Genomic DNA, 23,193 nt, shown 5'->3' with positions numbered 1-23,193 from the left:
CGCTCAGGCGGCGCGGGCCTGCGCCGCGGCGAAGGCGGCCTCGGCGGGGGCGATGGCGTCGGGCGTGCCGACATGCAGCCATTGCCCTTCCAGCACCTGCCCATACAGCCGGCCGGCCGCGATCGCCCGGTCGAACAGCAGGTTGAGCGAGAACGGCCCCTCCGGCGTCGCCTCGAACAAGTCCGGCTTGAGGATGGCGACCCCGGCATAGATGAAGGGCGCGCTCGCCGCAGCACCGCGCCGCGTCAGCCGCCCGGCCGCGTCCCGGACGAAATCGCCGGCGCCGTCGAAGCCGATGCTGGTCTCCCGCTCGGCCAGCAGCAGCAGCATGTCCATCGCCGACGCGTCCCAGCGCCGCGCCATCGCGGCGAGGTTGGAGCGTCCGCTCTCGCTCCACAGCGAATCGGAATTGACGTGGAAGAACGGGTGCGGGCCGAGCAGCGGCAGCGCCTTCCTGACGCCGCCGCCGGTTTCCAGAAGCTGCGCCCGCTCGTCCGAAATGGTGACATGGGGGCTGGTGCGGCCGGCGAGATGGGCCTCGATCCGGTCGGCGAGGTGGTGGACATTGACCACCGCCTCGCGCACCCCCGCCTCGGCCAGCCGGTCGAGCGCGTGGTCGAGCATCGCCTTGCCGCCGATCGCCACCAGCGGCTTGGGCAGCGTGTCGGTGATCGGGCGCATCCGCTGCCCCAGCCCGGCCGCCAGCACCATGGCCCGCTCGATATGCGTCACGCGAATCTCTCCTGTTCGCGCCGATCATACAGGGAAAAGCGCCGCGCGATCAGCATAACTGCAGGAGGCAACCGCCCCGGATCAGGCCTCGGGAGCGGCGTCCCGAGCGGCGAACAGCCCGGGCAGATGCGTCTCGTACCAGGATTTCAGCTCGGCCAGCGCGGGATGGTCGAGGTTGCGGCGCAGATAGGCCTCGATCCGCGGCAGATGCCGGAGATAGGCCGGCTTGCCGTCCCGCTTGTCGAGCCGCGCGAAGATCCCGGCGATCTTGGTGTTGCGCTGCGCGCCGAGGATGGCATAGGCGCGGGCGAAGGCGCCGAGGTCGAAATCGGGCGCATCGGCCCGGCGCGCCGCGCCATAGGCGGCGAGCAGGCGCAGCTCCAGCGCCGCCGGCACGTCGATGCGCGCATCCTGCCCGAGCGAGACCAGATCATAGGCGGGATGGCCCAGCACCGCGTCCTGGAAATCGATCAGCCCGAGCCTGGAGTGGCCGCTGCGCTGCGGCAGCCAGATCAGATTGGGCGAGTGGAAATCGCGCAGCGTCCAGCTCTGCGGCGCGGACAGCACCTCGTCGAACAGCCGGTTCCAGATCCGCGCGAATTCCGCCTGCGTCACCGCCGGCAGGGTCACGCCGGCGATGTGCGGCGCATACCATTCCAGGATCAGCTCGGTCTCGATCGCCAGCGCCCCGCGATCATATTCGGGCACGACATGGTCGCGGCCCTCCGCCACCGGCAGGATCGCCGGCAGGGTGTGCCGGTGCATGTCGGCGAGCAGCCGCGCCGCGGCCTCGTAGCGCTCGGCGATCGGCCCGTCGCCGTCGACCACCCCCTCGCTGCCGAGATCCTCGATCAGCAGCAGCCCGTTCGCCAGATCCTGCGCATAGATCTCCGGGGCGGAATAGCCGAGCGAGCGCAGGCCGCGATCCATCGCCACGAAGGCGTCCACCGTCTCGGCCAGATGCGCCAGTGCCGAATAGGGCTTGCCCTGGCGGATCGCCGGCCCGTCCGGCCGCGGCGGCGAGATCATCAGCACCGCGCAGCTGCCGTCGGGCCGCGTCAGCCGCTCATAGGCGCGACTGGAGGCGTCGCCCTGCATGAAGTCGCGCCGCGCCTGAGTCCAGCCGGCGCCGTCGATCAGGGCCCGGCTGGCGAGCGCGATCGCCAGGCGCTGGCGCCACAGCACGCCGCCCGAGAGCAGCGCGATCCGCCCGGTCTCGGGATGGTCGGGATCGACGTCCAGGATGATGTCGAGACGCCGCCCGGCCGGCAGCCGCTCGCCGGCGCGGTCGGGCCATTCCACCAGAGTGATGCTGCGCTCCAGCTCCTCGACCAGCCCGATATCGTCGAGCTCGTCCGGGGAGCGGACGCGGTAGAGGTCGGCGTGCAGCACCGGCCCGCGCGACGTGTCGTAGCTCTGCACCAGCGTGAAGGTCGGGCTCGGCGCCTCCAGCGCCGGATCCTCGGCGAGTTCGCGCAGGATGGCCCGCGCCAGCGCCGATTTCCCCGCGCCGAGCTGGCCCGACAGCGCCAGGATGTCGCCGGGCTTCAGGATGCCGGCGAGATCGGCGGCGAGCCGCGCCGTCGCGCCCTCGTTCGGCAGCAGCACGCGGTGCTGCCCGGTCCTGGAGAGATCCGTGGTCATTCCGCCGCATCCGAGAGCGGCAGGCCTTCGGAGGGGAAGACGGCGGTGACTCGCGTGCCCTGGCCCGGCTCCGAATCGAGCTCGACGCGGCCGCCATGCAGCTCCACGATCGAGCGGACGATCGACAGGCCGAGCCCGACGCCGCGATGGCTGGAGCCGAGCGAATGGCTTTCGAAGCGGTCGAAGACCTTGTCCTTGACCTCGGCGGGGATGCCGCGCCCCTCGTCGCTGACCGTCAGCCTCACCTCATGGCCCACCCGGCCGGCCGCGACGGTGATGGTCTGGCCCGGCTTGGAGAAGCCGATCGCGTTCGAGATCAGGTTGAACAGGACCTGGCGCAGGCGCTTGCCGTCGGCCCGCAGCGGGCCGGTCTGCGGGGCGATATCGACGCGCAGCGTCAGCTGGCTGTCGGTCAGCCGGTCATGCAGCCCGGCCGCGGCCTGGGCGATGGTTTCGGCGACGTCGACATCCTGCAGATCGAGCGTCAGCGCGCCGTTGTCGATGGTGGCGAGGTCGAGAATATCGTTGATGATCGCGAGCAGCGCCCCGGAGGAGCGCATGATATGCGCGGTATAGTCGCGCTGCTTCTCGTTCAGCGCACCGACCGCCTCGGTGCCGAGCAGCTGGGCGAAGCCAATGATGTTGGTCAGCGGCGAGCGCAGCTCGTAGGAGACGTGGTGGACGAATTCCTCGCGCAGCCGCGAGACCTTCTCCAGCGCCTCGTTCTTCTCGGTGAGCGCGCGCTCGACATTCACGCTCGCCGTGACGTCGGCGAAGGTGATCAGCGTCGCGCCGTCGGGCAGCGGCGCGGCGGCGCAATCGAGCACGCTGCCGTCGCGGCGCTGCATCCGGCAGCCATAATCCTCGCGCGCGTCGCGCACGCCGGTGACGACGCTGTGCAGCTCGCTCCAGACGTCGTCCTGCGGGAAGAGCGGCCGGCAGAGCCTGACCACCTGGTCGATATGCGGCGCGGCGGTGGCGAGATCGCCCGGGATCCGCCAGGCCTGGGCGAAGGCCGGGTTGAACAGTTTCAGCCGCCCGTCCGAGCCGAACACCGCGACGCCTTCGCGCAGCGATTCCAGCGTCTCGCGCTGCGTCCGCGACAGCGCGTTGAAGCGCGATTCCAGGGTGAAGCGCTCGGTGACGTCGTCGAGCAGATAGGTGACGCCGCCTTGCGGGTTGGGGCTGGCGACGACATGGATGGTGCGCCCGTCGGGCAGGTACCACCAATCCTCATTGGCGCGCGTCGCGGTATAGGCGGACTGCACCCCGGCCTTCCAGCTGCGATAATCGCCGAGTTCCGGCAGGCGCCGCTCCGCCCGCAGCCGGTCGAGGATCTCGCTGTCGCTGGGATGGCCGTCGAGGAAAGCGGCATCCAGCGACCAGAGCGCGTCATAGCCGGAATTGCGGTAGAGCAGCCGCTGCGAGGCGTCGAAGACCGCCACCGCCGTCTTCAGCCGGTCGAGCGTCGCGACATGCGCATCCATCTGGCGCTGCAGGTCGGAGCGCACCGCCTCCAGCTCGCTCATATCGGTCGCCATCCCGGCGAAGCCCGACGGCGTCGGCAGTTCCAGGATGTCGAGCGTGCGGCGCTGGCCGGCGACCACGGCCGGTGCGCGCCGGCTGAAGGTGCTGCCCTCGCCGCGCGCCCGGGACGCCGCCTCGCGCTCGCCACGATCGAGCAGTTCGAGCCCCTTCAGCACCGCATCCTCGGCGGTCGCGGCCTCGACGGCGCGGGCATAGGCGGCGTTGCACCAGCTCAGCCGGCCGTCCGGGCGGCGCAGCCAGGCCGGCTGCGGCAGCCCGGCGAGCAGCCCGGTCAGCGCCGCGTGATCATGGCCGAGCCGCTCCAGCTCGGCCTGGAGTTTCAGGACCTGCGCCCGCTCGCCCGTCACCTCGCGGAAGCGCACCACCGCGCGGCCGGTGACGGGCCGGCCCTCGACATCGACGAAGGCGCCGGATTTGGCGCGCAGGGTCAGCACAAAGGCCTCGCCCCGCTCCTTCAGCGCGTCGGTGGCGAGTTCGAGCTTCTTGGCGTCGGCATGCGGCGCCCAGGCGCCATAGGCCAGGGCCAAAGCTCCGCCGGGGGCACCCAGAAATCCGCTATCCCCCTCGATCACCGGCTCCGCCTGGCGCCCGTTCCAGCTCACCACCACCTGCGGGTCGGAGGCCAGGAGCGCGGTCAGCCGGTCCTGATGCCCGCGCGCGGCCTCGAGCTCGCGCGCCATATCGGCCTCGCGCCGCTGCCAGCGGGCCCGCTCCCGGACATAGACCAGCGAGGTCGTGGTGGCGAAGACGGTCAGCCCGACGAGCAGCACCGAGAGCGTGCCGGCGCTGAGCAGGTCCGGCTGCAGCGAGGCCGGCCATTCCGCCTGTGCGGCGCCGGGCAGGGCGACGAGACCGGGCAGCATCGTGCGGCGCTTCCATCCGCCGCCGCTCCGTCCTTGGCCCTGCCGTCTCATTCTGCATCCGTCTCGGTTGAAAGCCGCCGCGGCGTGCCGCTCGGCATGGGGTTGTCACGCGCCGCTCCCGGGCCGTTCAAGGCCCGCATACGCCCGCCACCACGCCAGTCCCGTTCGCTTGCCGATCCGCCCGGCCCTGAGCCAGGGAGCCGAATCATCGCCACTCTACTCATCGGGAGAGTCCGGCAGGAAGTGCTTAATCGAGCGTAAATCCGGCGATTTTTTCCGTGACGCGCAAGATCGGGCGAAGATCTCAAGCCCTAGAGGACGGAGAGCGGACAGCATCTATTAGTGGTGGCTGATGCCGATTTGACTCAGATCGGCGGCAAAGAAAAAGGGCCCGGCGCGTGCCGGGCCCTTCCTGTTTCGCCGCCTGGGCGATGTCAGTAGCGGTACAGCTCGGGCTTGAACGGGCCGGTCTGCGCCACGCCGATATATTTGGCCTGGGCATCGTTCAGGACGGTGAGCTTCGCGCCGACCTTGGCGAGATGCAGCGCGGCGACCTTCTCGTCGAGATGCTTGGGCAGGGTGTAGACCTTGTTCTCGTATTTCGCGTGGTGCTTCCAGAGCTCGATCTGGGCCAGAGTCTGGTTGGAGAAGGAGCAGGACATCACGAAGGACGGGTGGCCGGTGGCGTTGCCGAGATTCACCAGGCGGCCTTCCGACAGCAGGATGATGCGCTTGCCATCGGGGAACTCGATCTCGTCGACCTGCGGCTTGACGTTGTCCCACTTGAAGTTCTTCAGGCCGGCGACCTGAATCTCCGAGTCGAAATGGCCGATGTTGCAGACGATGGCGCGGTGCTTCATCGCGCGCATGTGGTCCACGGTGATCACGTCGAGATTGCCGGTGGCGGTGACGAAGATATCGGCGCGCGGGGCGGCATCCTCCATGGTCACCACCTCATAGCCCTCCATCGCCGCCTGCAGCGCGCAGATCGGGTCGATCTCGGTGACCATGACGCGGCAGCCGGCCTGGCGCAGCGAGGCGGCCGAGCCCTTGCCGACGTCGCCATAGCCGGCGACGACCGCGACCTTGCCCGACATCATCACGTCGGTGCCGCGGCGGATGGCGTCGACCAGCGACTCGCGGCAGCCATAGAGGTTGTCGAATTTCGACTTGGTGACGGAATCATTGACGTTGATCGCCGGGAAGGGCAGGCGGCTGGCCTTGGCCAGCTCGTAGAGCCGGTGCACGCCGGTGGTGGTCTCTTCCGAGACGCCCTTGATCGCGTCGCGGGTCTTGGTGAACCAGCCGGGATTGGCCTTCAGCTCGCGCTTGATCAGCGCGAAGAAGATGGTCTCCTCCTCATTGCCCGGCTTGTCCAGGAACTCGGCCTTGCCGGCTTCGGCCTCGGCGCCGAGGATGATCAGCATGGTCAGATCGCCGCCATCGTCGAGGATCATGTTGGGCGTGCCGCCATCGCCCCAGGTGGCGGTGCGCAGCACATATTCCCAGTATTCCTCCAGCGTCTCGCCCTTGATGGCGAAGACCGGGGTGCCGGTCGCGGCGATCGCGGCGGCGGCATGGTCCTGGGTCGAGAAGATGTTGCAGGACGACCAGCGCACATCGGCGCCGAGTTCCTTCAGCGTCTCGATCAGCACGGCGGTCTGGATGGTCATGTGCAGGCAGCCGGCGATGCGCGCGCCCTTCAGCGGGGACTGGCCCTTATACTCCTCGCGGATCGCCATCAGCCCCGGCATCTCGTCCTGGGCCATGTTGATTTCCTTGCGGCCGTAATCCGCGAGGCTGATGTCCTTGACGACGTAATCGGTCTTCGACACGGGGCGTGCTCCTGCTGGTCTTGCGATGATGGGCGGCTCCATAGCAGCGCCCGGCCGCAAACGCAATCAAAGATATAAAGATGTCTTTATATGGCGAGCCGGCTCGCCGCTTCGGGCCGGGACGGGCGGCTTCGCGCGCCGGCCTCGCGCGCGCCGGCCGAGCGCAGCGCGGCACTGTGGGCCGCAGATGGTCGAAGCAGGATAAGATGGGAGAGGACGGGCGGCGCGGCGCCTATTCGCCTTCGCCGAACCGGTCGGCGACCAGCGCTTCCAGCGCCTTCAGCGCCTCATGCGCCTCGCGACCCTTGGCGACGACGGTGATGGTCGAGCCGATGCCGGCGCCGAGCGTCAGGATGCCCATGATCGAGGTCGCGCCCACCGTCTCGCCGCAGCGTGTGACGGTGATGTCGGCGTCGAAATTAGCCGCGCATTGCACGAATTTGGCCGTGGCCCGGGCGTGCAGCCCCTTCTTGTTGATGATCGGCAATTCGCAATAGAGCGCCCCGGGCGGGATCACGGTGTCCGGGCAATCGCAATCCTCGCCGTCATTCACCGCTCTGTCCTCATTTCCCGGCCAGAACCCGGCTGGCGATGGTGATGTATTTGCGTCCCGCATCCTGCGCGCTGGTCACCGCCTCGTCGAGGCTCTTGTCCTCGCGCACGCTGGCGAGCTTGATCAGCATCGGCAGGTTCACGCCGGCGACGACGTCGACCTTTCCCGGCTCCATCACCGAGATCGCGAGATTGGAGGGGGTGCCGCCGAACATGTCGGTGAGGACGATGACGCCGCGCCCGGTCTCGACGGCCTCGACGGCGGCGATGATGTCGCGCCGGCGGCCTTCCATGTCGTCATCGGGAGCGATGGCGATGGTGGCGAGCTGCTTTTGCGGGCCGACGACATGTTCGAGCGCGGAACGGAATTCCGTCGCCAGATGGCCATGCGTCACAAGGACGAGTCCGATCATTCACAACTGCGCCTGAGAGCGCCTGGGGCGCCCGGACAAGGTCGCGGTTTATGCGGCAGGTGCGAGATATGCGCAAGCCGTTTGCTAAAACTTGTCCAATGTCGGGTTACTCCCGCTCGAGAAACAGCTCCAGCGCCGCCAGCACCAGCCGCTCCTGCCCCGGGCGCCCGGCGAGCCGCAGCCGCGGCAGGGCGACGCCGCCGAGCTGCGCCACCAGATCCTCGGGCTCGGGCATGCGCGCCGGCTCCTCGGCAGCGAGATCGACGATCAGCCGCAGCACGACCGCAGGCAGATGCGGCTCTGGCGTCAGCCCCAGCCCCCGGCGCTCGATCACCCCCGCCAGCGGGGCGACGGGCCGCGCCAGCAGCCGGCCATGCGCGGCCGTGATCTCGGTGCGGTCATCCGCCACCAGCCGCGCGAAGCCGCCTCTCAGCCGGGCGAGCTCGATCAGCGCCAGCGCCAGCGTCGATTTGCCCGAGCCGGCCGCGCCGCGCAGCAGCAGCCCGGCCTCGCCGATCGCCACCGTCGTGGCGTGGATGCGCTCGCTCATGCGGGGCGCGAAGCCTGCGGCGCCGCCGGCAGGCGCACGGTGAAGCGGGCGCCGAGCCGCGGCCGCTCGCCATCGGGCCCGGGCGGCCCGAGCCGGTTCTCGGCGCGGATCGTGCCGCGATGCGCCTCGACGATCTGGCGCGAGATCGACAGGCCGAGCCCGGAATTCTGGCCGAAACCCTCGTTCGGCCGGTCGGTATAGAATCGCTCGAACACCCGTTCCAGCGCATGGGGCTCGATCCCCGGCCCCTCGTCATCGACGGTGATCACCACCTCCTGGCCCTCGCGGCTCAGCATCACCCGCACCGGCCGGTCGGGCGGCGAGAAGGAGCGGGCATTGTCGATCAGATTGACGATCACCTGGCCGAGGCGGGAATCATGGCCAAGCACCAGGAAGCCGTCGCGTGGCCCGCCCGGCCGGCCGCGCCGCTCGCTGACCAGGTCGATCCGCGCCTGCCCCTCCCGCCGCGTCTCGTTCTGCAGCGAGACCACCGCCTCCAGCACATCGCCGAGATCGACCGGCACCGCATCGTTGCGGGCGAGTTCGGCATCGAGCCGCGACGCGTCGGAAATATCGGAAATCAGCCGGTCGAGCCGGCGGACATCATGCTGGATCACCGCCAGCAGGCGCCCGCGGGATTCGTCCGATTTGGCGCGCGGCAGCGTCTCCACAGCGCTGCGCAGCGAGGTCAGCGGGTTCTTCAGCTCATGGGCGACGTCGGCGGCGAAGCTCTCGATCGCCTCGATCCGGCTGTAGAGCGCCTTGGTCATGTCGCGCAGCGAGCCGGAGAGATGGCCGATCTCGTCATGGCGATTGCCGAAATCCGGGATCTGCTCGCGCGACTTCACCCCCTTGCGCACACGCTGCGCTCCTTCCGCCAGCTTGCGGATCGGCTCGGCGATGGTGCCGGCCAGAAGCACCGACAGCACGATCATCACCCCGGCGGCGACGGCGAAGACCTGGAAGATCGCATAGCGTTCCGAGGCGATCACCGCGTCGATGTCGCCCCCTTGCGTCGAGAGCAGCAGCACGCCCTTCACCGCCCGGAAGCGCTGGACCGGCACGGCCACCGAGACGATGGTCTGCCCGCGCGTATTGACCCGCACCACGCTGGCCGGAATGCCGTTCAGCGCCCGCGCCACCTCTGGATAGGATTTGCCGTTGGCGTTCTCGAAATCATCATAGGCCGGCACGTCGGCCTTGCCGAGGCGGCTGCGGAGCACGTTCCAGGTGCGCTCCAGCAGCGGCGCCTCGTCGGGCTCGCCCAGCCGCGGCAGATCCATCCGCAACACGTCGCCGCGCGAATAGAGATTGCGGGAGTCGAGCGTCAGGAGCCCGTCCTTGTCGTAGATCCGCGCCCGCGTCTTGGTCGGCGTCACCAGCCGGCGCAGCAGCGGCGCGACCTTTTCCGGATTGATCGAGAAATCGAGCGGGTCTTCGGCGAGCCCGGCGCTCTCGCCGGCCTGCAGCTGCAGCAATTTGTCGGGATCGATGGCGATGCTGTCGGTCTCGACCGTGGCGGAGGCGGAGATCGCCCCGGCGATGATCTCGCCCTGGGTCAGGAGGCTCTGCACCCGCGACTCGATCAACCCCTCGCGGAACTGGTTGAGATAGAGGAAGCCGACCAGCAGCGCGACCAGCCCGGCGAGGTTGAGGACGACGATGCGCCGCGTCAGGCTCGAGGCGGCGCGCGAGGAGATCGCGCGCGCGGTGCGCCGGCCGAACAGCGCCAGCCGCCGCCGCAGGGGCAGGGCCGGACGGGCCGGGCCGGGATCCGCCCGGCGCTCCTCTTCGATCGTCGCCATCGTATCCGTTGCGTTCGCCCCGTCGCCGCGGGGACGCCGGCCACCGTCTCGCGGCGCGCGCACCGCGTGCGGAGCGCCGCCGAAGCCGGCCTCAGCCTTCCTTGAAGCGGTAGCCGACGCCGTAGAGGGTCTCGATCATGTCGAAATCCGGGTCGACCTGGTTGAACTTCTTGCGCAGCCGCTTGATATGGCTGTCGATCGTCCGGTCGTCGACATAGACCTCGTCGTCATAGGCGGCGTCCATCAGGGCGTTGCGGCTCTTCACCACGCCCGGGCGCTGCGCCAGCGACTGCAGGATCAGGAATTCGGTCACGGTCAGCACCACCGGCTCGCCCTTCCAGGTGCAGGTATGGCGCTCGGGATCCATGCGCAGCAGGCCGCGCTCCAGTGCCTTGGCATCCTCCGAACGCGCCGGCGCGCCGGGGTCCTTGGCGCCGGAGCGGCGCAGGATCGCCTTGACGCGCTCGACCAGCAGGCGCTGCGAGAACGGCTTCCGGATGAAATCGTCGGCGCCCATCTTCAGGCCGAAGAGCTCGTCGATCTCCTCGTCCTTCGAGGTCAGGAAGATCACCGGCAGGTCGGATTTCTGGCGCAAACGGCGCAGCAGCTCCATCCCGTCCATGCGGGGCATCTTGATGTCGAAAATCGCGAGGTCGGGCGGATTCTGCTTCAGCCCGTCCAATGCGGAGGCGCCGTCCGTATAGGTCATGATGCGGTAGCCCTCGGCTTCGAGGGCGATGGACACCGACGTCAGAATGTTGCGGTCGTCATCGACCAGCGCAATGGTTGGCATCGGAACAGGGTCTCGCGTTTGAAATGCTTTTGCGGTCACTCTCGCGGGAGAGCGGCCAAACCATGGCCGCAATCTAGCGACCGCATGACGGATTTGCTACCGCGCACCCTGAAAAAGAGATCGCAGGCGCAGAGGTTCCATGACCCAGGACAGTCCGGCCGTCGCCGCGGGCGAGCAGCCCCGCAAGATCGACCCGATCCGGCCCACCGATGACGGGGCCCGCGCGCTGGCCCGCGAGCTGCTGCGCTCCGCCCGCTCCGGCACGCTGGCGACGCTCGGCGCCGATGGCCACCCCGCGGCGAGCCTCGTCAGCCTCGCCACCGATGGCGACGGCACGCCGCTGATCCTGGTCTCGGCTCTGTCGGGCCACACCGGCAATCTCCTCGCCGATCCCCGCTGCTCGCTGCTGCTGGCGCGCTCCGGCAAGGGCGATCCGCTCGCGCATCCCCGGATCACGCTGAAGCTGCGGGCGCGGCAGGTGTCGCGGGAGGGGCCCGAGGCGGAGCGCATCCGCCGCCGCTTCCTGGCGCGCCAGCCCAAGGCGGGGCTCTATGCGGATTTCGGCGATTTCTCGTTCTTCGCCCTGCAGATCGAGGCAGCCAGCCTGAATGGCGGGTTCGGCCGCGCCTTCGAACTCACCCCCGCCGATATCCTCAGCGCCGCCGACCGGGCGGATGCGCTGGCGCCGCTCGAGGAGGGGGCGGTGGCGCATATGAACGCGGACCATGCCGATGCCGTGAGGCTCTACGCCACCGCCTTGCTGAAGGCGCGCGACGGCGCCTGGCGCGTCACCGGCATCGATCCCGACGGGCTCGATCTCGCTCTCGGCGACGAGACCCTGCGCCTGCCCTTCCCCGCGCCGGTCGCGGATGCGGCCGCCCTGCGCGGCACGCTGGCGCTGCTGGCGCGCCAGGCCCGCGAGGGCGCCGACCGGGGGGACGCTTCGCCCTGAGCGGCGGCGCATTCACCACGCCGGCTATTTCAATCGATTTAGCGATTTTTCAGACGGTTCAAGACCTTCCGCCATCTTGAGCCGGCGTCTGCGAGGGCCTAAAGAGCCGATCGACATCGCTCACCGGCGCGCGGGCTGCCTTGCCGCGATGCGCGCCTGCGCAAGATAGCGGCCGCGACTGGAGCGGATCGCGCCTCGGGAGGATCCCAGTGGACAATATCGGTCATTACAATGCCGCCCACGGCGCCGACACCTTCGGCTTCCGCAAGCTGAAATCGGTCTGCTGGAACCTGGAGGCGCCCAGGCTCTACGAGGATGCGCTGAAGTCGGGCGAGGCGGTGCTGGCCAAGGGCGGGGCGCTGCGCGCCGATACCGGGATCCATACCGGCCGCTCGCCGAAGGACAAATTCGTCGTCCGCGACGCGACCACCGAAGGCAGCGTCTGGTGGGAGAACAACGGCTCCATCACCACGGCGCAGTTCGAGGCGCTGCTGGCGGATTTCCTCAGCCATGCCGAGGGCAAGGCGCTCTATGCGCAGGATCTCTATGGCGGCGCCGATCCGGCGCATCGCGTCAAGGCCCGCGTCTTCACCGAATATGCCTGGCACTCGCTCTTCATCCGCAACCTGCTGATCCGCCCGGAGCTCGAGGAGCTGGCGAGCTATGTGCCGGAGCTGACGATCGTCGATCTGCCGAGCTTCAAGGCCGATCCGGCCCGCCATGGCTGCCGCTCCGAGACCGTCATCGCGATCGACTTCACCCGCAAGATCGTGCTGATCGGCGGCACCTCCTATGCCGGCGAGATGAAGAAGTCGGTCTTCACCTATCTCAACTTCACCTTGCCCGGCGCCGGGGTGATGCCGATGCATTGCTCCGCCAATGCCGCCTCGGAGAACGACGTCGCCGTCTTCTTCGGCCTGTCCGGCACCGGCAAGACCACGCTCTCGGCCGATCCCAGCCGCACTCTGCTCGGCGATGACGAGCATGGCTGGTCCGGCAAGGGCGTCTTCAATTTCGAGGGCGGCTGCTACGCCAAGACCATCCGCCTCTCGCGCGATGCCGAGCCGGAGATCTACGCGACCACCGAGCGCTTCGGCACCGTGCTGGAGAACGTCACGCTCGATCCGATCAGCCGCGCGCCGGATTTCGACGACGGCTCCAAGACCGAGAACACGCGCTGCGCCTATCCGCTCCACTTCATTCCCAATGCCAGCGCCACCGGCCGCGCCGGCCACCCCAAGAACATCGTGATGCTGACCTGCGACGCCTTCGGCGTGCTGCCGCCGATCGCCAAGCTGACCGGCGCCGAGGCGATGTATCACTTCCTCTCCGGCTACACCGCCAAGGTGGCCGGCACCGAGAAGGGCGTGAAGGATCCAGAGGCCACGTTCTCGACCTGTTTCGGCGCGCCCTTCATGCCGCGCCACCCCTCGGTCTACGGCAATCTGCTGCGCGATCTCATCGCCAAGCATCATGTCGATTGCTGGCTGGTCAACACCGGCTGGACCGGCGGCAAATACGGCGTCGGCCGGCGCATGCCGATCCGCGTCACCCGCCGCCTGCTCTCGGCGGCGCTGGACGGCTCGCTCAACCGGGCCGATTTCCGCCGCGATCCCTATTTCGGCTTCGCGGTGCCGACTTCGGTGCCCGGCGTCGAGCCCCACATCCTCTACCCCGTCAAGACCTGGCAGGATAAGGCCGAATTCTCCGAGACGGCCAAGCGCCTGGTCGCGATGTTCCGGGAGAATTTCAAGCGCTTCGAGAGCCATGTCGACGATGCGGTGAAGGCCGCGGCGCCGGTCAACTCGCTGGCCGCCTGACGAGGAGAGGGGCGGGGACCGCGGCACCAGGGGGGAGCGGGCGGAGATGGGCCACATCGGCTTGCTGCTGCGCCTGCTCGCCAGCCTCGCTCTGCTCTGCGGGGCGGCCTGGGGCGTCGGGCTCCTGCTGTTTCGCCTGCCGCAGCCCTTCGCCCTCCCGGCCGCGATCCTGTTCGGGCTGGCGGCGCTGGCCGGCGGAATCGGCCTGTGGAGCGGGGCGCTGCGGCTGCCCCTCGGCTTCGCCCTGCTGCTGCTCGGCCTGCTCGGCTGGTGGAGCGCGCTCACGCCCTCGCATCAGCGCGACTGGATCCCGGAGTTCGCCCGCCTGCCCCGCATCGAGCGGCAGGGCGACAGCCTCGAAATCGAGAATCTCCGGCATTTCACCTGGCGCAGCGAGACCGATTACGACATCGCCTGGCGGAATCGGAGCATCAGCCTCGATGCGGTGGAGGGGGTCGATCTCTTCCTCTCCTACTGGTCCGGGGAGGCGATCGCCCATCTCCTGGTCAGCTTCACCCTGCGCGACGACGTGCCGCTGACCTTCTCGATCGAGGTGCGGCGCGAGACCGGCGAGGAATGGTCGTCGCTGGCCGGCTTCTTCCGCAGCTATGAGATGGCCTATGTCGCGGCCGACGAGCGCGACGTGGTCGGCCTGCGCACCCATGCGCGCCGCGAGGATGTCCGCCTCTTCCGCCTCGCCGCCTCGCCGCAGCAGGCGCGCGATCTGCTGCTCGCCTATGCCGCCGACATCAACCGGCTGGCCGCCCGGCCGCGCTGGTACAATACGCTCGGCACCAATTGCACCACGGTGGTCTACAGGCTGGTCGAGCAGGTCGCGCCGGGCTGGCGCTTCTCGCTGCCGCTCGATCCGCGCGTGCTGCTCTCGGGCTATCTGCCGGGTTACCTGCAGCGCATCGGCGCGATCCGGCAGGATCTCCCGCTCGCCGAACTCGTCGCCAAGGGCCGCATCAGCGAACGCGCCAGGACGGTCCCCATCGGCGATCCCGGCTTCTCCCGTGCGATCCGTGTCGATGTGCCGGAGGGCCGGCGCTGACCGCCGCCCCGCGCGGGCTGGAATATGACAGATTTATGTCACATACTCCCGGCTAAGCCCCTCCGATCAGACCGGGGCAATCCAGGGAGAGAGATTGGTGACTGTTTCGAAGCTCGGCGCCGCCATCGCGGCCCTTCCCCTGCTGGTGATCGCCGCCCCCGGCGCGGCTCCGGCCCAGGATAGCTGCCCCAATCGCGGCCAGCTCGACACGCGCTATTGCGACGCGAACAAGGACCTGGTCGCCGATGCGCCGGCGGATCCGAAGGATTGGAAGGATCCTTCCGCGCTGGTCTGGGCCTATACGCCGGTCGAGGATCCGGCCGTCTATGCCAATATCTTCAAGCCGCTGACCGAGCATCTCACCAGCTGCGTCGGCAAGCGGATCGTCTATTACCCCGTCCAGTCCAACTCCGCCGAGATCGAGGCGATGCGCTCCGGCCGGCTGCATTTCGCCGGCTTCTCCACGGGTCCGACGGGTTTCGCCGTCAACCTCGCCGGCGCCGTCCCCTTCGCCGCCAAGGGCGTCGGCGATCAGGTCCGCGGCTATAATCTCGTCGCGGTGGTCAAGGCGTCGAGCCCCTATCAGAAGCTGTCCGACCTCAAGGACAAGAAGGTCGCGCATACCTCGCCCTCCTCCAATTCCGGCAATCTCGCGCCGCGCGTGCTGTTTCCCGAGCAGGGTCTGACCGCGGATACCGACTACAAGCCGCTGATGTCGGGCGGGCACGACAAATCGCTGCTCGGCGTCGTCTCCGGCGATTACGACATGGGCGCCATCGCCAGCGACGTGTTCGAGCGCATGATCACCCGCGGCACGGTGAAGAAGGAGGATGTGCGCGTCATCTACCGCAGCCCGGTCTTCCCGACCTCGTCCTTCGCCCATGCCCATGATCTCAAGCCGGAGCTCGCCAAGAAGCTCACCGACTGCTTCTTCTCCTTCCGCTTCACCCCGGAAATGACCAAGGAGTTCAACGGCGACGACCGGTTCCTGCCGATCAGCTACCAGAAGGATTGGGCGGTGGTGCGCGATGTCGCGGAGAAATCCGGCACGCCCTACAACAAGAGCGCCTATGACGCGGAAGCCAAGCGCGAAGCCGAGGCGCTGGCCAAGAAGGCGCAGCAGGCTCCGGCCAAGGCCCCCTGAGCGATCCGCTCGAGAAGGAAGTCCGTCGCCTCCATGAGTGCTCTGCCACAGGACACGCCCGGCACCTGCCGGGCGTTGATCATCCGCAATCTCGTCAAGGAATACCGGCCCGGCCAGCCCGTCCTGCGGGACGTCACGCTCACCGTCGACGAGCCCGGCACGGTCGCGATCATCGGCCCCTCCGGCACCGGCAAGTCGACGCTGATCCGCTGCATCAACCGGCTGGTCGACCCGACTTCCGGTTCGATTCTGCTTGACGGGGTCGATCTGGCGCGGCTCGAGGGCCAGGCCCTGCGCCAGGCGCGGCGCCGGCTCGGCATGGTCTTCCAGGAATACAACCTGGTCGAACGGCTCACCGTGATCGAGAACGTGCTGTGCGGCCGGCTCGGCTATGTCCCGGTCTGGCGCGCCTGGACGCGGCGCTTCCCCGAGGCCGACATCGCCCGGGCCTTCTCGCTGCTCGAACAGGTCGGCCTCGGCGAATTCGCCACCCGCCGCGCCGACCAGCTCTCCGGCGGACAGCGCCAGCGCGTCGGCATCGCGCGCGCCGTGATGCAGGAGCCCGATCTCGTCCTCGCCGACGAGCCGACCTCCTCGCTCGACCCCAAGACCTCGGTCGAGATCATGGAGCTGCTCGCCCTCGTCGGCCGCGAGCGCAACATTCCGGTCCTGGTCAACATCCACAATGTCGCGCTGGCGCGGCGTTTCGCCCGCCGCATCATCGGCATGTCGAAGGGGCTGATCGTCTATGACGGGCCGCCCGCCGGCCTGCAGGATGCCCATCTCGCCGAGATCTATGGCGGCGAAGGCTGGATGGAATGAGCGCCCTGCCCGAGACGGGGGCGGCCCTGCGCGGCCGCGCCTTCCCGCCAAACTGGCCGCTGCGCATCGGCGCGCTGATCTTCCTCCTCTATGTCGGCTATGCCGCCCAGATCCTCGACATGCGCTGGGAGCGCTTCGTCCTGGGGCTCGACAATGGCGCGCGCTTCCTCGGCCGGATGTTTCCGCCCAACATCGCCGCCGACAAGATGCGCCTGCTGTTCGACGGCATGCTGGAATCCCTGCAGATCGCGATCATCGCGACCGGGGCCGGCGTGCTGCTGGCGCTGCCGCTCGGCCTCTGCGCCGCGCGCAACCTGATGCCGCTGCCGGTGACGATCGCCGCGCGCGGGGTGATCGCGCTCTGCCGCACCTTCCATCCGGTCATCGTCGCCATCCTCTTCGTCAAGGCGGTCGGTTTCGGCGCGCTCGCCGGCGTGATGGCGCTCGTCGTGGCGACGCTCGGCTTCATCGCCAAGCTGATCGCCGAGGCGATCGAGGAAATGTCGATGAAGCCGATCGAGGCTTTGCGCGCCGCCGGCGCACCCTTCCTCTCGGTCGTGGTGATGGGCGTAGTGCCGCAGGTGCTGCCGCGCTTCATCGGCTTCGCCGCCTATCAGCTCGATTCGAACCTGCGCAATTCTGCCCTGGTCGGGCTCGTCGGCGGCGGCGGCATCGGCGCCACGCTGTTCACCGCCTTCCAGCGCTTCGACTATGATTTCGTGCTGTCGATCATCATCGCGATCATCGTCACGGTGATGGCGGGCGAAGTGCTGTCGGCCTTCATGCGCCGCATCTATCAGGACGAGGCGCCCTCGGGCGAGGTCGTCCGGCGCGGGGCAGACCGGGTCTGGCACCGCTTCACCACGGCGGAGCGCACGGTGCGGCTGGTGTTCTGGGCGATCGCCGCCCTGGCGCTCGGCTGGTCCGTCCAGACCATCGAGGTCATCCCGGAATTCCTGTACGACGCCCCGGAGCAGACGGTCGACCTGTTCGGCCGGATGTGGCCGGTGGATTGGAGCTATTTCCCCAAGACGGTCGGCGCCGCGCTGGTCGAGACGCTGCACACCGCCACGCTCGGCACCATCCTGGCGATCGCCCTGGCGACGCCCGTGGCGCTGATGTGCGCGCGCAACGTCTCGCCCTCGGCCTGGGTCAACATGGTCGGGCGCTTCATCCTGGTCGGCACCCGCTCGGTGCATACGCTGGTCTGGGCCCTGCTGTTCGTCGCGGTCTTCGGCCCCGGCGCGCTGGCCGGCGTGCTCGCCATCGCCGTGCATTCCATCGGCTTCACCGGCAAATTCCTGGCCGAGGCGATCGAGGAGGCCCGCGCCGGGCCGATCGAGGCGCTGCGTGCCGCCGGGGCGCCGCGGCGCTCCGTCCTGCTCAAGGGCTTCTGGCCGCAGGTGAAGCCGGCCTTCCTCGCGGTCAGCCTGTTCCGCTGGGACATCAATGTCCGCGAGAGCGCGGTGCTCGGCCTGGTCGGCGCCGGCGGCCTCGGCGTCGCGCTGCAGGCGGCGATGGACAATCTCTACTGGGACCAGGTCGGGCTCGTGCTGATCGTGATCTTCGTCGTGGTCGTGATCACCGAAATCGTCACCGCGACGATCCGCTCCCGCGTGATCTGAGGCGGGCAGGCGCGGGGCCGGCGGCCCCGCCCGCTCAGCGGAAGAAGATCACGGTCTGGAGCAGGAAGATCGGGATCAGGATGGCGCCGGACCAGAGCATGTAGCCGAAGAAGCTCGGCATCTTCACCTTCCGGTCCTTGGCGATGGCGTAGACCATGAAGTTGGGCGCGTTGCCGATATAGGTGTTGGCCCCCATGAACACCGCGCCGGCCGAGATCGCCGCCAGCGTCAGGGCCCCGCTCGTCATCAGGACCTGCGGGTTGCCGCCCGCCAGCTCGAAGAAGACGAGATAGGTCGGCGCATTGTCGAGGAAGGAGGAGAGCGCGCCGGTCAGCCAGAAATAGGCGACCGTGTTGTGGCTGCCGTCGGGATTGCTGACCAGCGCGACCAGCCCGGAGAAGGCGCCGTTGCGGCCGGCCTGCAGCATGGCCAGAACCGGGATGATGCAGATGAAGATGCCGGCGAACAGCTTGGCGACTTCGAGGATCGGCCCCCAGCTGAACTCGTTGCCGGCGCGGACAGGCTTCGGCGTCAGCTTCAGCGAGAGCCCGGCCAGCGCCAGCAGGATCGCGTCGCGCACCAGGTTCTGCAGCTCCACCGGCGAGCCGGCGATGTTGAAGACGATGCCGGGCTTCCAGCTCGCCGACATCAGGATCGCCGCGATCACCCCGCCGAGCAGGATGAAATTGACCTTGCCATAGAGCTTCAGGTCGCGGTCGGGCGTCGGGTCCTTCAGGCTGGGGAGGCCCTCCTCCTTCTTGTAGAACCAGCTGTCGAGGACGAAGAACAGCGTCAGCAGGATCGCGACCGCCAGCAAAGTCTCGGGCAGGAGATGCGTCGTGGTCCAGAAGAAGCTCACCCCGCGCAGGAAGCCGAGGAACAGCGGCGGATCGCCGAGCGGCGTCAGCGATCCCCCGATATTGGAGACCAGGAAGATGAAGAAGACGACCACATGGACATTGTGGCGCCGGCTGTCATTGGCCCGCAGCACCGGCCGGATCATGATGATCGAGGCGCCGGTGGTGCCGACGAAGCTGGCCATCAGCGTGCCGATCGCCAGCAGCGCCGTATTCGTCGCCGGCGTGCCGTGCAGATTGCCCATGATCAGGATGCCGCCGGCGATGGTGAACAGCGCGAAGAGCAGGATGATGAAGGGGATGTATTCCAGCAGGGCGGTATGGGCGAGCGCGCCCAGGGCCGGCTCGAAGCCGCGCAGCAGCACCAGCGGCACCAGCACCAGCAGCGCCCAGAAGGCCGCGAACTTGCCGTAGTTCAACTCCCAGAAATGCGGGAACAGGATCGGGCCGAGCGCGATCGACAGCAGCATTCCGGCGAAGGGCAGCGCCCACATCACCCCCATCGTCGCGCCGTCGATCCCGGTCGCGGCATGGGCCAGGCTCGGCAGCAGGCAGGCGGCCAGCACGGCGCCGGCAAGCGTCATCGATCGCGTCAAAGCTCATCCCCCTGCGCTCTGGCGGCGCTCGTCGTCCCGAGAGGCGGGCCGGTGTCCACGGGGGACCACGGCCGCCGCAGCGGTTCTACGCTACCGGCCGAAGCCCTTCAACAGATGGTTGCCGGCCGGGGTCGCCGCGGTCCCGTCGCGCCGTTATGCCGTCATTCATCGTTTTCCTGTATAGCCGGCTCGCGCTCGATCACCGCGATTCGAAGGCCAGCCATGTGCCGTTTCCTCGCCTATTCCGGTGTCCCGGTCTTTCTGGAGGATCTGGTCGCCGCCCCCTGCCATTCGCTGATCCACCAGTCGCTGCATGCCGAGGAAACCAAGACCGGCACGAATGGCGATGGGTTCGGCGTCGGCTGGTATGGCGACCGGCCCGAGCCCGGGCAATATCGCGAGGTGCGCCCGGCCTGGTCGGACGAGAATCTGCTTTCGATCGCCCGGCAGGTGCGCTCGCATCTGTTCTTCGCCCATGTCCGCGCCGCGACCGGGACGGCCACCACCAGGGCCAATTGCCATCCCTTCGCCCATGGCCGGCATCTCTTCATGCATAACGGCCAGATCGGCGGCTATGGCCTGATCCGGCGCCGGATCGAAAACCTGATCCCGGACGCGCTCTATGGCGCGCGGGTCGGCACCACCGATTCCGAGGCGCTGTTCCTGCTGGCGCTGGCCAGCATGGCGGAGGGCGCCTCGCCCGGGGAGGCGCTGGCCTGCGCCCTCGACCAGGCGCTGTCGCTGATGCAGCAGGCCGGCATCCGCGAGCCGCTGCGCTGCGCGGCGGCGCTGGCGGATGGCGAGACCATCCACGCCGTGCGCTGGTCCTCCGACGCCAAGCCGCCGACGCTCTATCTCTGCGATCGCGGCGACAGCGTGGTGATCGCCTCCGAGCCGGTCGACGCCGCGCGCGATTGCTGGCAGGCGCTGCCCTGCAACACGCTGGTCAGCGTCAGGGCCGGCACGGTCGAGCTCGCGCCCTTCGGCGCCGGGCTGCGCCGGGCCGCCTGACGCGCGCTTGCGCCGGCCCGCGGCTTGCGCCACATCGCGCAAGCCATGCGCGCCTTCGACACGCCCCTTCCCATTGACGCCGCCCTGCCGGCCCTGTGCCAGGCGCTCGCGCAGCGTCCCAACGCCGTGCTGGTCGCGCCGCCGGGCGCCGGCAAGACCACGCGCGTGCCCCTCGCCCTGCTCGACGAGGGCTGGGTCGGCGGCGGCAAGCTGATCGTGCTCGAGCCGCGGCGGCTGGCCGCCCGCGGCGCGGCCAGCCGCATGGCGCATACGCTGGGGGAGCAGCTGGGCGAGACGGTGGGGCTGCGCGTCAGGCTCGGCTCGCGGATCGGGCCGAAGACCCGCATCGAGGTGGTGACGGAGGGCGTCTTCGCCCGGATGATCCTCGATGATCCCGCGCTGGAGGGCGTCGCCGCGGTGCTGTTCGACGAATTCCACGAACGCTCGCTCGATGCCGATTTCGGCCTGGCCCTGGCGCTCGACGCGCAGGGCGGGCTGCGCGAGGATCTGCGCATCCTGGTGATGTCGGCGACGCTGGACGGCGCCCGGGTCGCCCGGCTGCTCGGCGAGGCGCCGGTGATCGAGAGCGAGGGCCGCGCCTTCCCGGTCGAGACGCGCTATCGCCCGCGCGATCCGCTGAAGCGCATCGAGGACCAGGTCGCCGACGCGGTGCTTCTGGCGCTGAACGAGCAGAGCGGCTCGCAGCTGGTCTTCCTGCCCGGCCAAGGCGAGATCCGGCGGGTGGAGGAGAGGCTGCGCGAGCGCCTGCGCGACCCGGCGGTCGAGATCGCGCCGCTCTATGGCGCGCTCGATCAGCGCGAGCAGGACCGGGCCGTGCAGCCGGCGCCGCCGGGCCGCCGCAAGATCGTCCTCGCCACCGCCATCGCCGAGACCTCGCTGACCATCGAGGGGGTCCGGGTGGTGATCGATTCCGGCCTGGCGCGGGTCCCGGTCTACGAGCCCGATAGCGGGCTGACCCGGCTGGAGACGCGCCGGGTCAGCCGTGCGGCGGCCGATCAGCGGCGCGGCCGGGCCGGGCGGACCGAGCCCGGCATCTGCTATCGCCTCTGGGACGAGGCCGGCACCGGCGCGCTCGAACCCTTCGGGCGGCCGGAAATCCTCTCCGCCGACCTCGCCCCGCTGCTGCTGGATTGCGCCGCCTGGGGGCTCAGCGACCCGACCAAGCTGGCCTTCCTCGATCCGCCGCCCGCCCCGGCGCTGAAGGAAGCCCGCAGCCTGCTGCTCGGCCTGCACGCGCTCGATCCCGAGGGACGGATCACGCCGGAAGGCCGTGCGCTGCAGGCGCTGCCCCTGCCGCCGCGCCTCGCGCGCATGGTCATCGCGGCGGCGCGCTTCGGCGAGGACGTCCGGGCCGCCGAGCTGGCGGCGCTTCTGGTCGAGCGCGGGCTGGGCGGCGATGCGATCGACCTGGCGGAGCGCGCCGAACGCTTCGGCCGGGAGCGTGGCGGGCGCGCTGCCGATATGCGCCGCCTCGCCGAAGGCTGGGCCCGCAGCGCGCGCAGCACCGCGGCCGGGCTGCAGCGCAGGGCGCTGAGCCCGGGTTTCCTGCTCGCCCTCGCCTATCCCGAGCGGATCGCCAGGGCGCGCAGCCCCGGCTCCGGACAATATCTCCTGGCCAATGGCCGAGGCGCGGCGCTGGAACCGGTGCAGCGCCTGGCGCGCGAACCATTTCTCGTGGTGGCGGAGATGACCGGCGCGGCCCAGCAGGCGCGCATCCAGGCCGCCGCCGCGCTGAGCGAGGACGACCTGACCGCGCTCGGCCAGGCGGGGCTGGGCGCCTACCAAATCGAGGAGCGCAGCGAGACCGCGTTCGACCGCGCGGCGCGCGCCCTGCGCACCCGCGCGATCCGCCGCTATGGCGCGCTGCTGCTGGCGGAGCGGCCGCTGCCGCCGGATACCTCCGCCGAGGGGGCGATCGTCCTGGCCCGGGGCCTGGCGGGGCTGGGGCTCGGCCTGCTGCCCTGGACACGGGCCCAGCTGCAGCTGCGCGAGCGCGTCGCCTTTCTGCGCCGGGCCATGGGCGCCGCCGCCGACAACCTCTGGCCGGATCTGTCGGACGAGGCGCTGGCCGCCCAAGTGGAGCAATGGCTCGCTCCGCATCTCGCGCACCGGGCCGGGCTCGCCGCGATCCGCAGCGAGGATCTCGATGCCGCGCTGGCGGAGCTGCTCCCCTGGGATCTGAAGCGCCGGCTCGACCAGGAGGCGCCCACGCATTTCACCGCCCCGACGGGGTCCAGCCTGGCCGTGGATTACGGCGCCGAGGCCGGCCCGACGATTTCGGTGCGGGTTCAGGAGCTGTTCGGCCTCTCCAGCCACCCCGCTCTGGCCGCGGGGCGCGTGCCGCTGGTGCTGAATCTGCTGTCGCCCGGCCATAAGCCGATCCAGATCACGAAGGACCTGCCCGGCTTCTGGCGCGGTTCCTGGTCGGCGGTGAAGTCAGAGATGAAGGGCCGCTATCCGCGCCATCCCTGGCCGGAGGATCCCGCCGCCGCGGCCCCGACCACCCGGGCGAAGCCGCGCGGCACCTGAAGAGGTCTGTGTGCGAGGGGTTCGCCG

At 69.4% G+C, this 23,193-nt stretch carries 18 protein-coding genes; 8 read left to right on the top strand and 10 right to left on the bottom strand.

Features of this window, described 5'->3' with window-relative positions; genetic code table 11:
* Positions 1–3: 3 nt before the first annotated feature.
* The 9 genes from ASG72_RS05385 to ASG72_RS05345 all read right to left on the bottom strand — a co-directional run bounded on the left by ASG72_RS05385 (position 4) and on the right by ASG72_RS05345 (position 10,735).
* On the bottom strand, positions 4–711 hold the full coding sequence (locus ASG72_RS05385) for a nucleotidyltransferase family protein (RefSeq protein WP_056710002.1): 708 nt from the start codon (positions 709–711) through the stop codon (positions 4–6).
* A gap of 102 nt (positions 712–813) precedes the next feature.
* Positions 814–2,376 (bottom strand): tRNA (adenosine(37)-N6)-threonylcarbamoyltransferase complex ATPase subunit type 1 TsaE, encoded by a 1,563-nt coding sequence (tsaE, locus tag ASG72_RS05380; RefSeq protein ID WP_056709721.1) that lies wholly within the window; start codon positions 2,374–2,376, stop codon positions 814–816.
* Positions 2,373–4,787 carry a PAS domain-containing sensor histidine kinase gene (locus tag ASG72_RS05375; protein ID WP_056709718.1) on the bottom strand — a complete coding sequence of 805 codons (2,415 nt, stop codon included), beginning with the start codon at positions 4,785–4,787 and terminating at the stop codon, positions 2,373–2,375. Before ASG72_RS05375 ends, tsaE begins: the two co-directional genes overlap by 4 nt.
* Positions 4,788–5,221: 434 nt before the next feature.
* Positions 5,222–6,664 (bottom strand): adenosylhomocysteinase, encoded by a 1,443-nt coding sequence (gene ahcY, locus ASG72_RS05370; RefSeq protein WP_056709716.1) that lies wholly within the window; start codon positions 6,662–6,664, stop codon positions 5,222–5,224.
* A 190-nt stretch (positions 6,665–6,854) separates the two neighbouring features.
* Positions 6,855–7,175: an HPr family phosphocarrier protein gene (locus ASG72_RS05365; protein WP_244488698.1), complete on the bottom strand. Its 321-nt coding sequence runs from the start codon at positions 7,173–7,175 to the stop codon at positions 6,855–6,857.
* Between the two features lie 10 nt (positions 7,176–7,185).
* Positions 7,186–7,587, bottom strand: coding sequence for a PTS sugar transporter subunit IIA (locus ASG72_RS05360; protein WP_056709715.1), 402 nt, complete (start codon positions 7,585–7,587; stop codon positions 7,186–7,188).
* Between the two features lie 106 nt (positions 7,588–7,693).
* Entirely contained in the window at positions 7,694–8,137 is a 444-nt protein-coding gene (locus tag ASG72_RS05355) for an HPr kinase/phosphatase C-terminal domain-containing protein (protein WP_056709713.1), read from the bottom strand.
* A complete protein-coding gene (locus tag ASG72_RS05350; RefSeq protein WP_082540092.1) occupies positions 8,134–9,942 on the bottom strand; it encodes a sensor histidine kinase in 1,809 nt (602 codons plus the stop codon). Before ASG72_RS05350 ends, ASG72_RS05355 begins: the two co-directional genes overlap by 4 nt.
* Before the next feature lie 91 nt (positions 9,943–10,033).
* Positions 10,034–10,735 (bottom strand): response regulator transcription factor, encoded by a 702-nt coding sequence (locus ASG72_RS05345; RefSeq protein ID WP_056709712.1) that lies wholly within the window; start codon positions 10,733–10,735, stop codon positions 10,034–10,036.
* A gap of 139 nt (positions 10,736–10,874) precedes the next feature.
* On the opposite strand from ASG72_RS05345, the gene ASG72_RS05340 reads away from it, so the two are divergent.
* The 6 genes from ASG72_RS05340 (at position 10,875) to phnE (ending at position 18,152) form a co-directional block, all read left to right on the top strand.
* Complete coding sequence (locus ASG72_RS05340) at positions 10,875–11,687, top strand: DUF2470 domain-containing protein (protein WP_056709709.1); 813 nt, start codon at positions 10,875–10,877, stop codon at positions 11,685–11,687.
* Between the two features lie 209 nt (positions 11,688–11,896).
* Complete coding sequence (locus ASG72_RS05335) at positions 11,897–13,507, top strand: phosphoenolpyruvate carboxykinase (protein WP_056709707.1); 1,611 nt, start codon at positions 11,897–11,899, stop codon at positions 13,505–13,507.
* Positions 13,508–13,553: 46 nt separating this feature from the next.
* Positions 13,554–14,561, top strand: coding sequence for a DUF4105 domain-containing protein (locus tag ASG72_RS05330; protein ID WP_056709706.1), 1,008 nt, complete (start codon positions 13,554–13,556; stop codon positions 14,559–14,561).
* 97 nt (positions 14,562–14,658) lie between these two features.
* Positions 14,659–15,705 (top strand): phosphate/phosphite/phosphonate ABC transporter substrate-binding protein, encoded by a 1,047-nt coding sequence (phnD, locus tag ASG72_RS05325; protein WP_056709996.1) that lies wholly within the window; start codon positions 14,659–14,661, stop codon positions 15,703–15,705.
* Between the two features lie 33 nt (positions 15,706–15,738).
* Positions 15,739–16,527 (top strand): phosphonate ABC transporter ATP-binding protein, encoded by a 789-nt coding sequence (gene phnC / locus ASG72_RS05320; protein ID WP_056709704.1) that lies wholly within the window; start codon positions 15,739–15,741, stop codon positions 16,525–16,527.
* Positions 16,524–18,152 carry a phosphonate ABC transporter, permease protein PhnE gene (gene phnE, locus ASG72_RS21240; RefSeq protein WP_082540091.1) on the top strand — a complete coding sequence of 543 codons (1,629 nt, stop codon included), beginning with the start codon at positions 16,524–16,526 and terminating at the stop codon, positions 18,150–18,152. The genes phnC and phnE overlap by 4 nt, the downstream gene beginning before the upstream one ends.
* A 34-nt stretch (positions 18,153–18,186) precedes the next feature.
* On the opposite strand, the gene ASG72_RS05305 is transcribed toward phnE, so the two are convergent.
* Positions 18,187–19,593 (bottom strand): sodium:proton antiporter, encoded by a 1,407-nt coding sequence (locus tag ASG72_RS05305; RefSeq protein WP_156395801.1) that lies wholly within the window; start codon positions 19,591–19,593, stop codon positions 18,187–18,189.
* A 234-nt stretch (positions 19,594–19,827) separates the two neighbouring features.
* Here ASG72_RS05305 and ASG72_RS05300 point away from each other — a divergent pair, with 234 nt between their 5' ends.
* Both ASG72_RS05300 and hrpB read left to right on the top strand, forming a co-directional pair.
* The gene (locus tag ASG72_RS05300; RefSeq protein WP_056709700.1) at positions 19,828–20,616 is read left to right on the top strand and encodes a class II glutamine amidotransferase; all 789 of its coding nucleotides are present in this window, start codon (positions 19,828–19,830) and stop codon (positions 20,614–20,616) included.
* Positions 20,617–20,661: 45 nt separating this feature from the next.
* Entirely contained in the window at positions 20,662–23,166 is a 2,505-nt protein-coding gene (gene hrpB / locus ASG72_RS05295; protein WP_056709698.1) for an ATP-dependent helicase HrpB, read from the top strand.
* The last annotated feature ends 27 nt before the right edge of the window (positions 23,167–23,193 follow it).

This window comes from Allobosea sp. Leaf344, assembly GCF_001426225.1.
Classification (GTDB): Bacteria; Pseudomonadota; Alphaproteobacteria; order Rhizobiales; family Beijerinckiaceae; genus Allobosea.
Note: the sequence above shows the minus strand (reverse complement) of the source record. Positions and strands in the feature narration are given on the sequence as shown.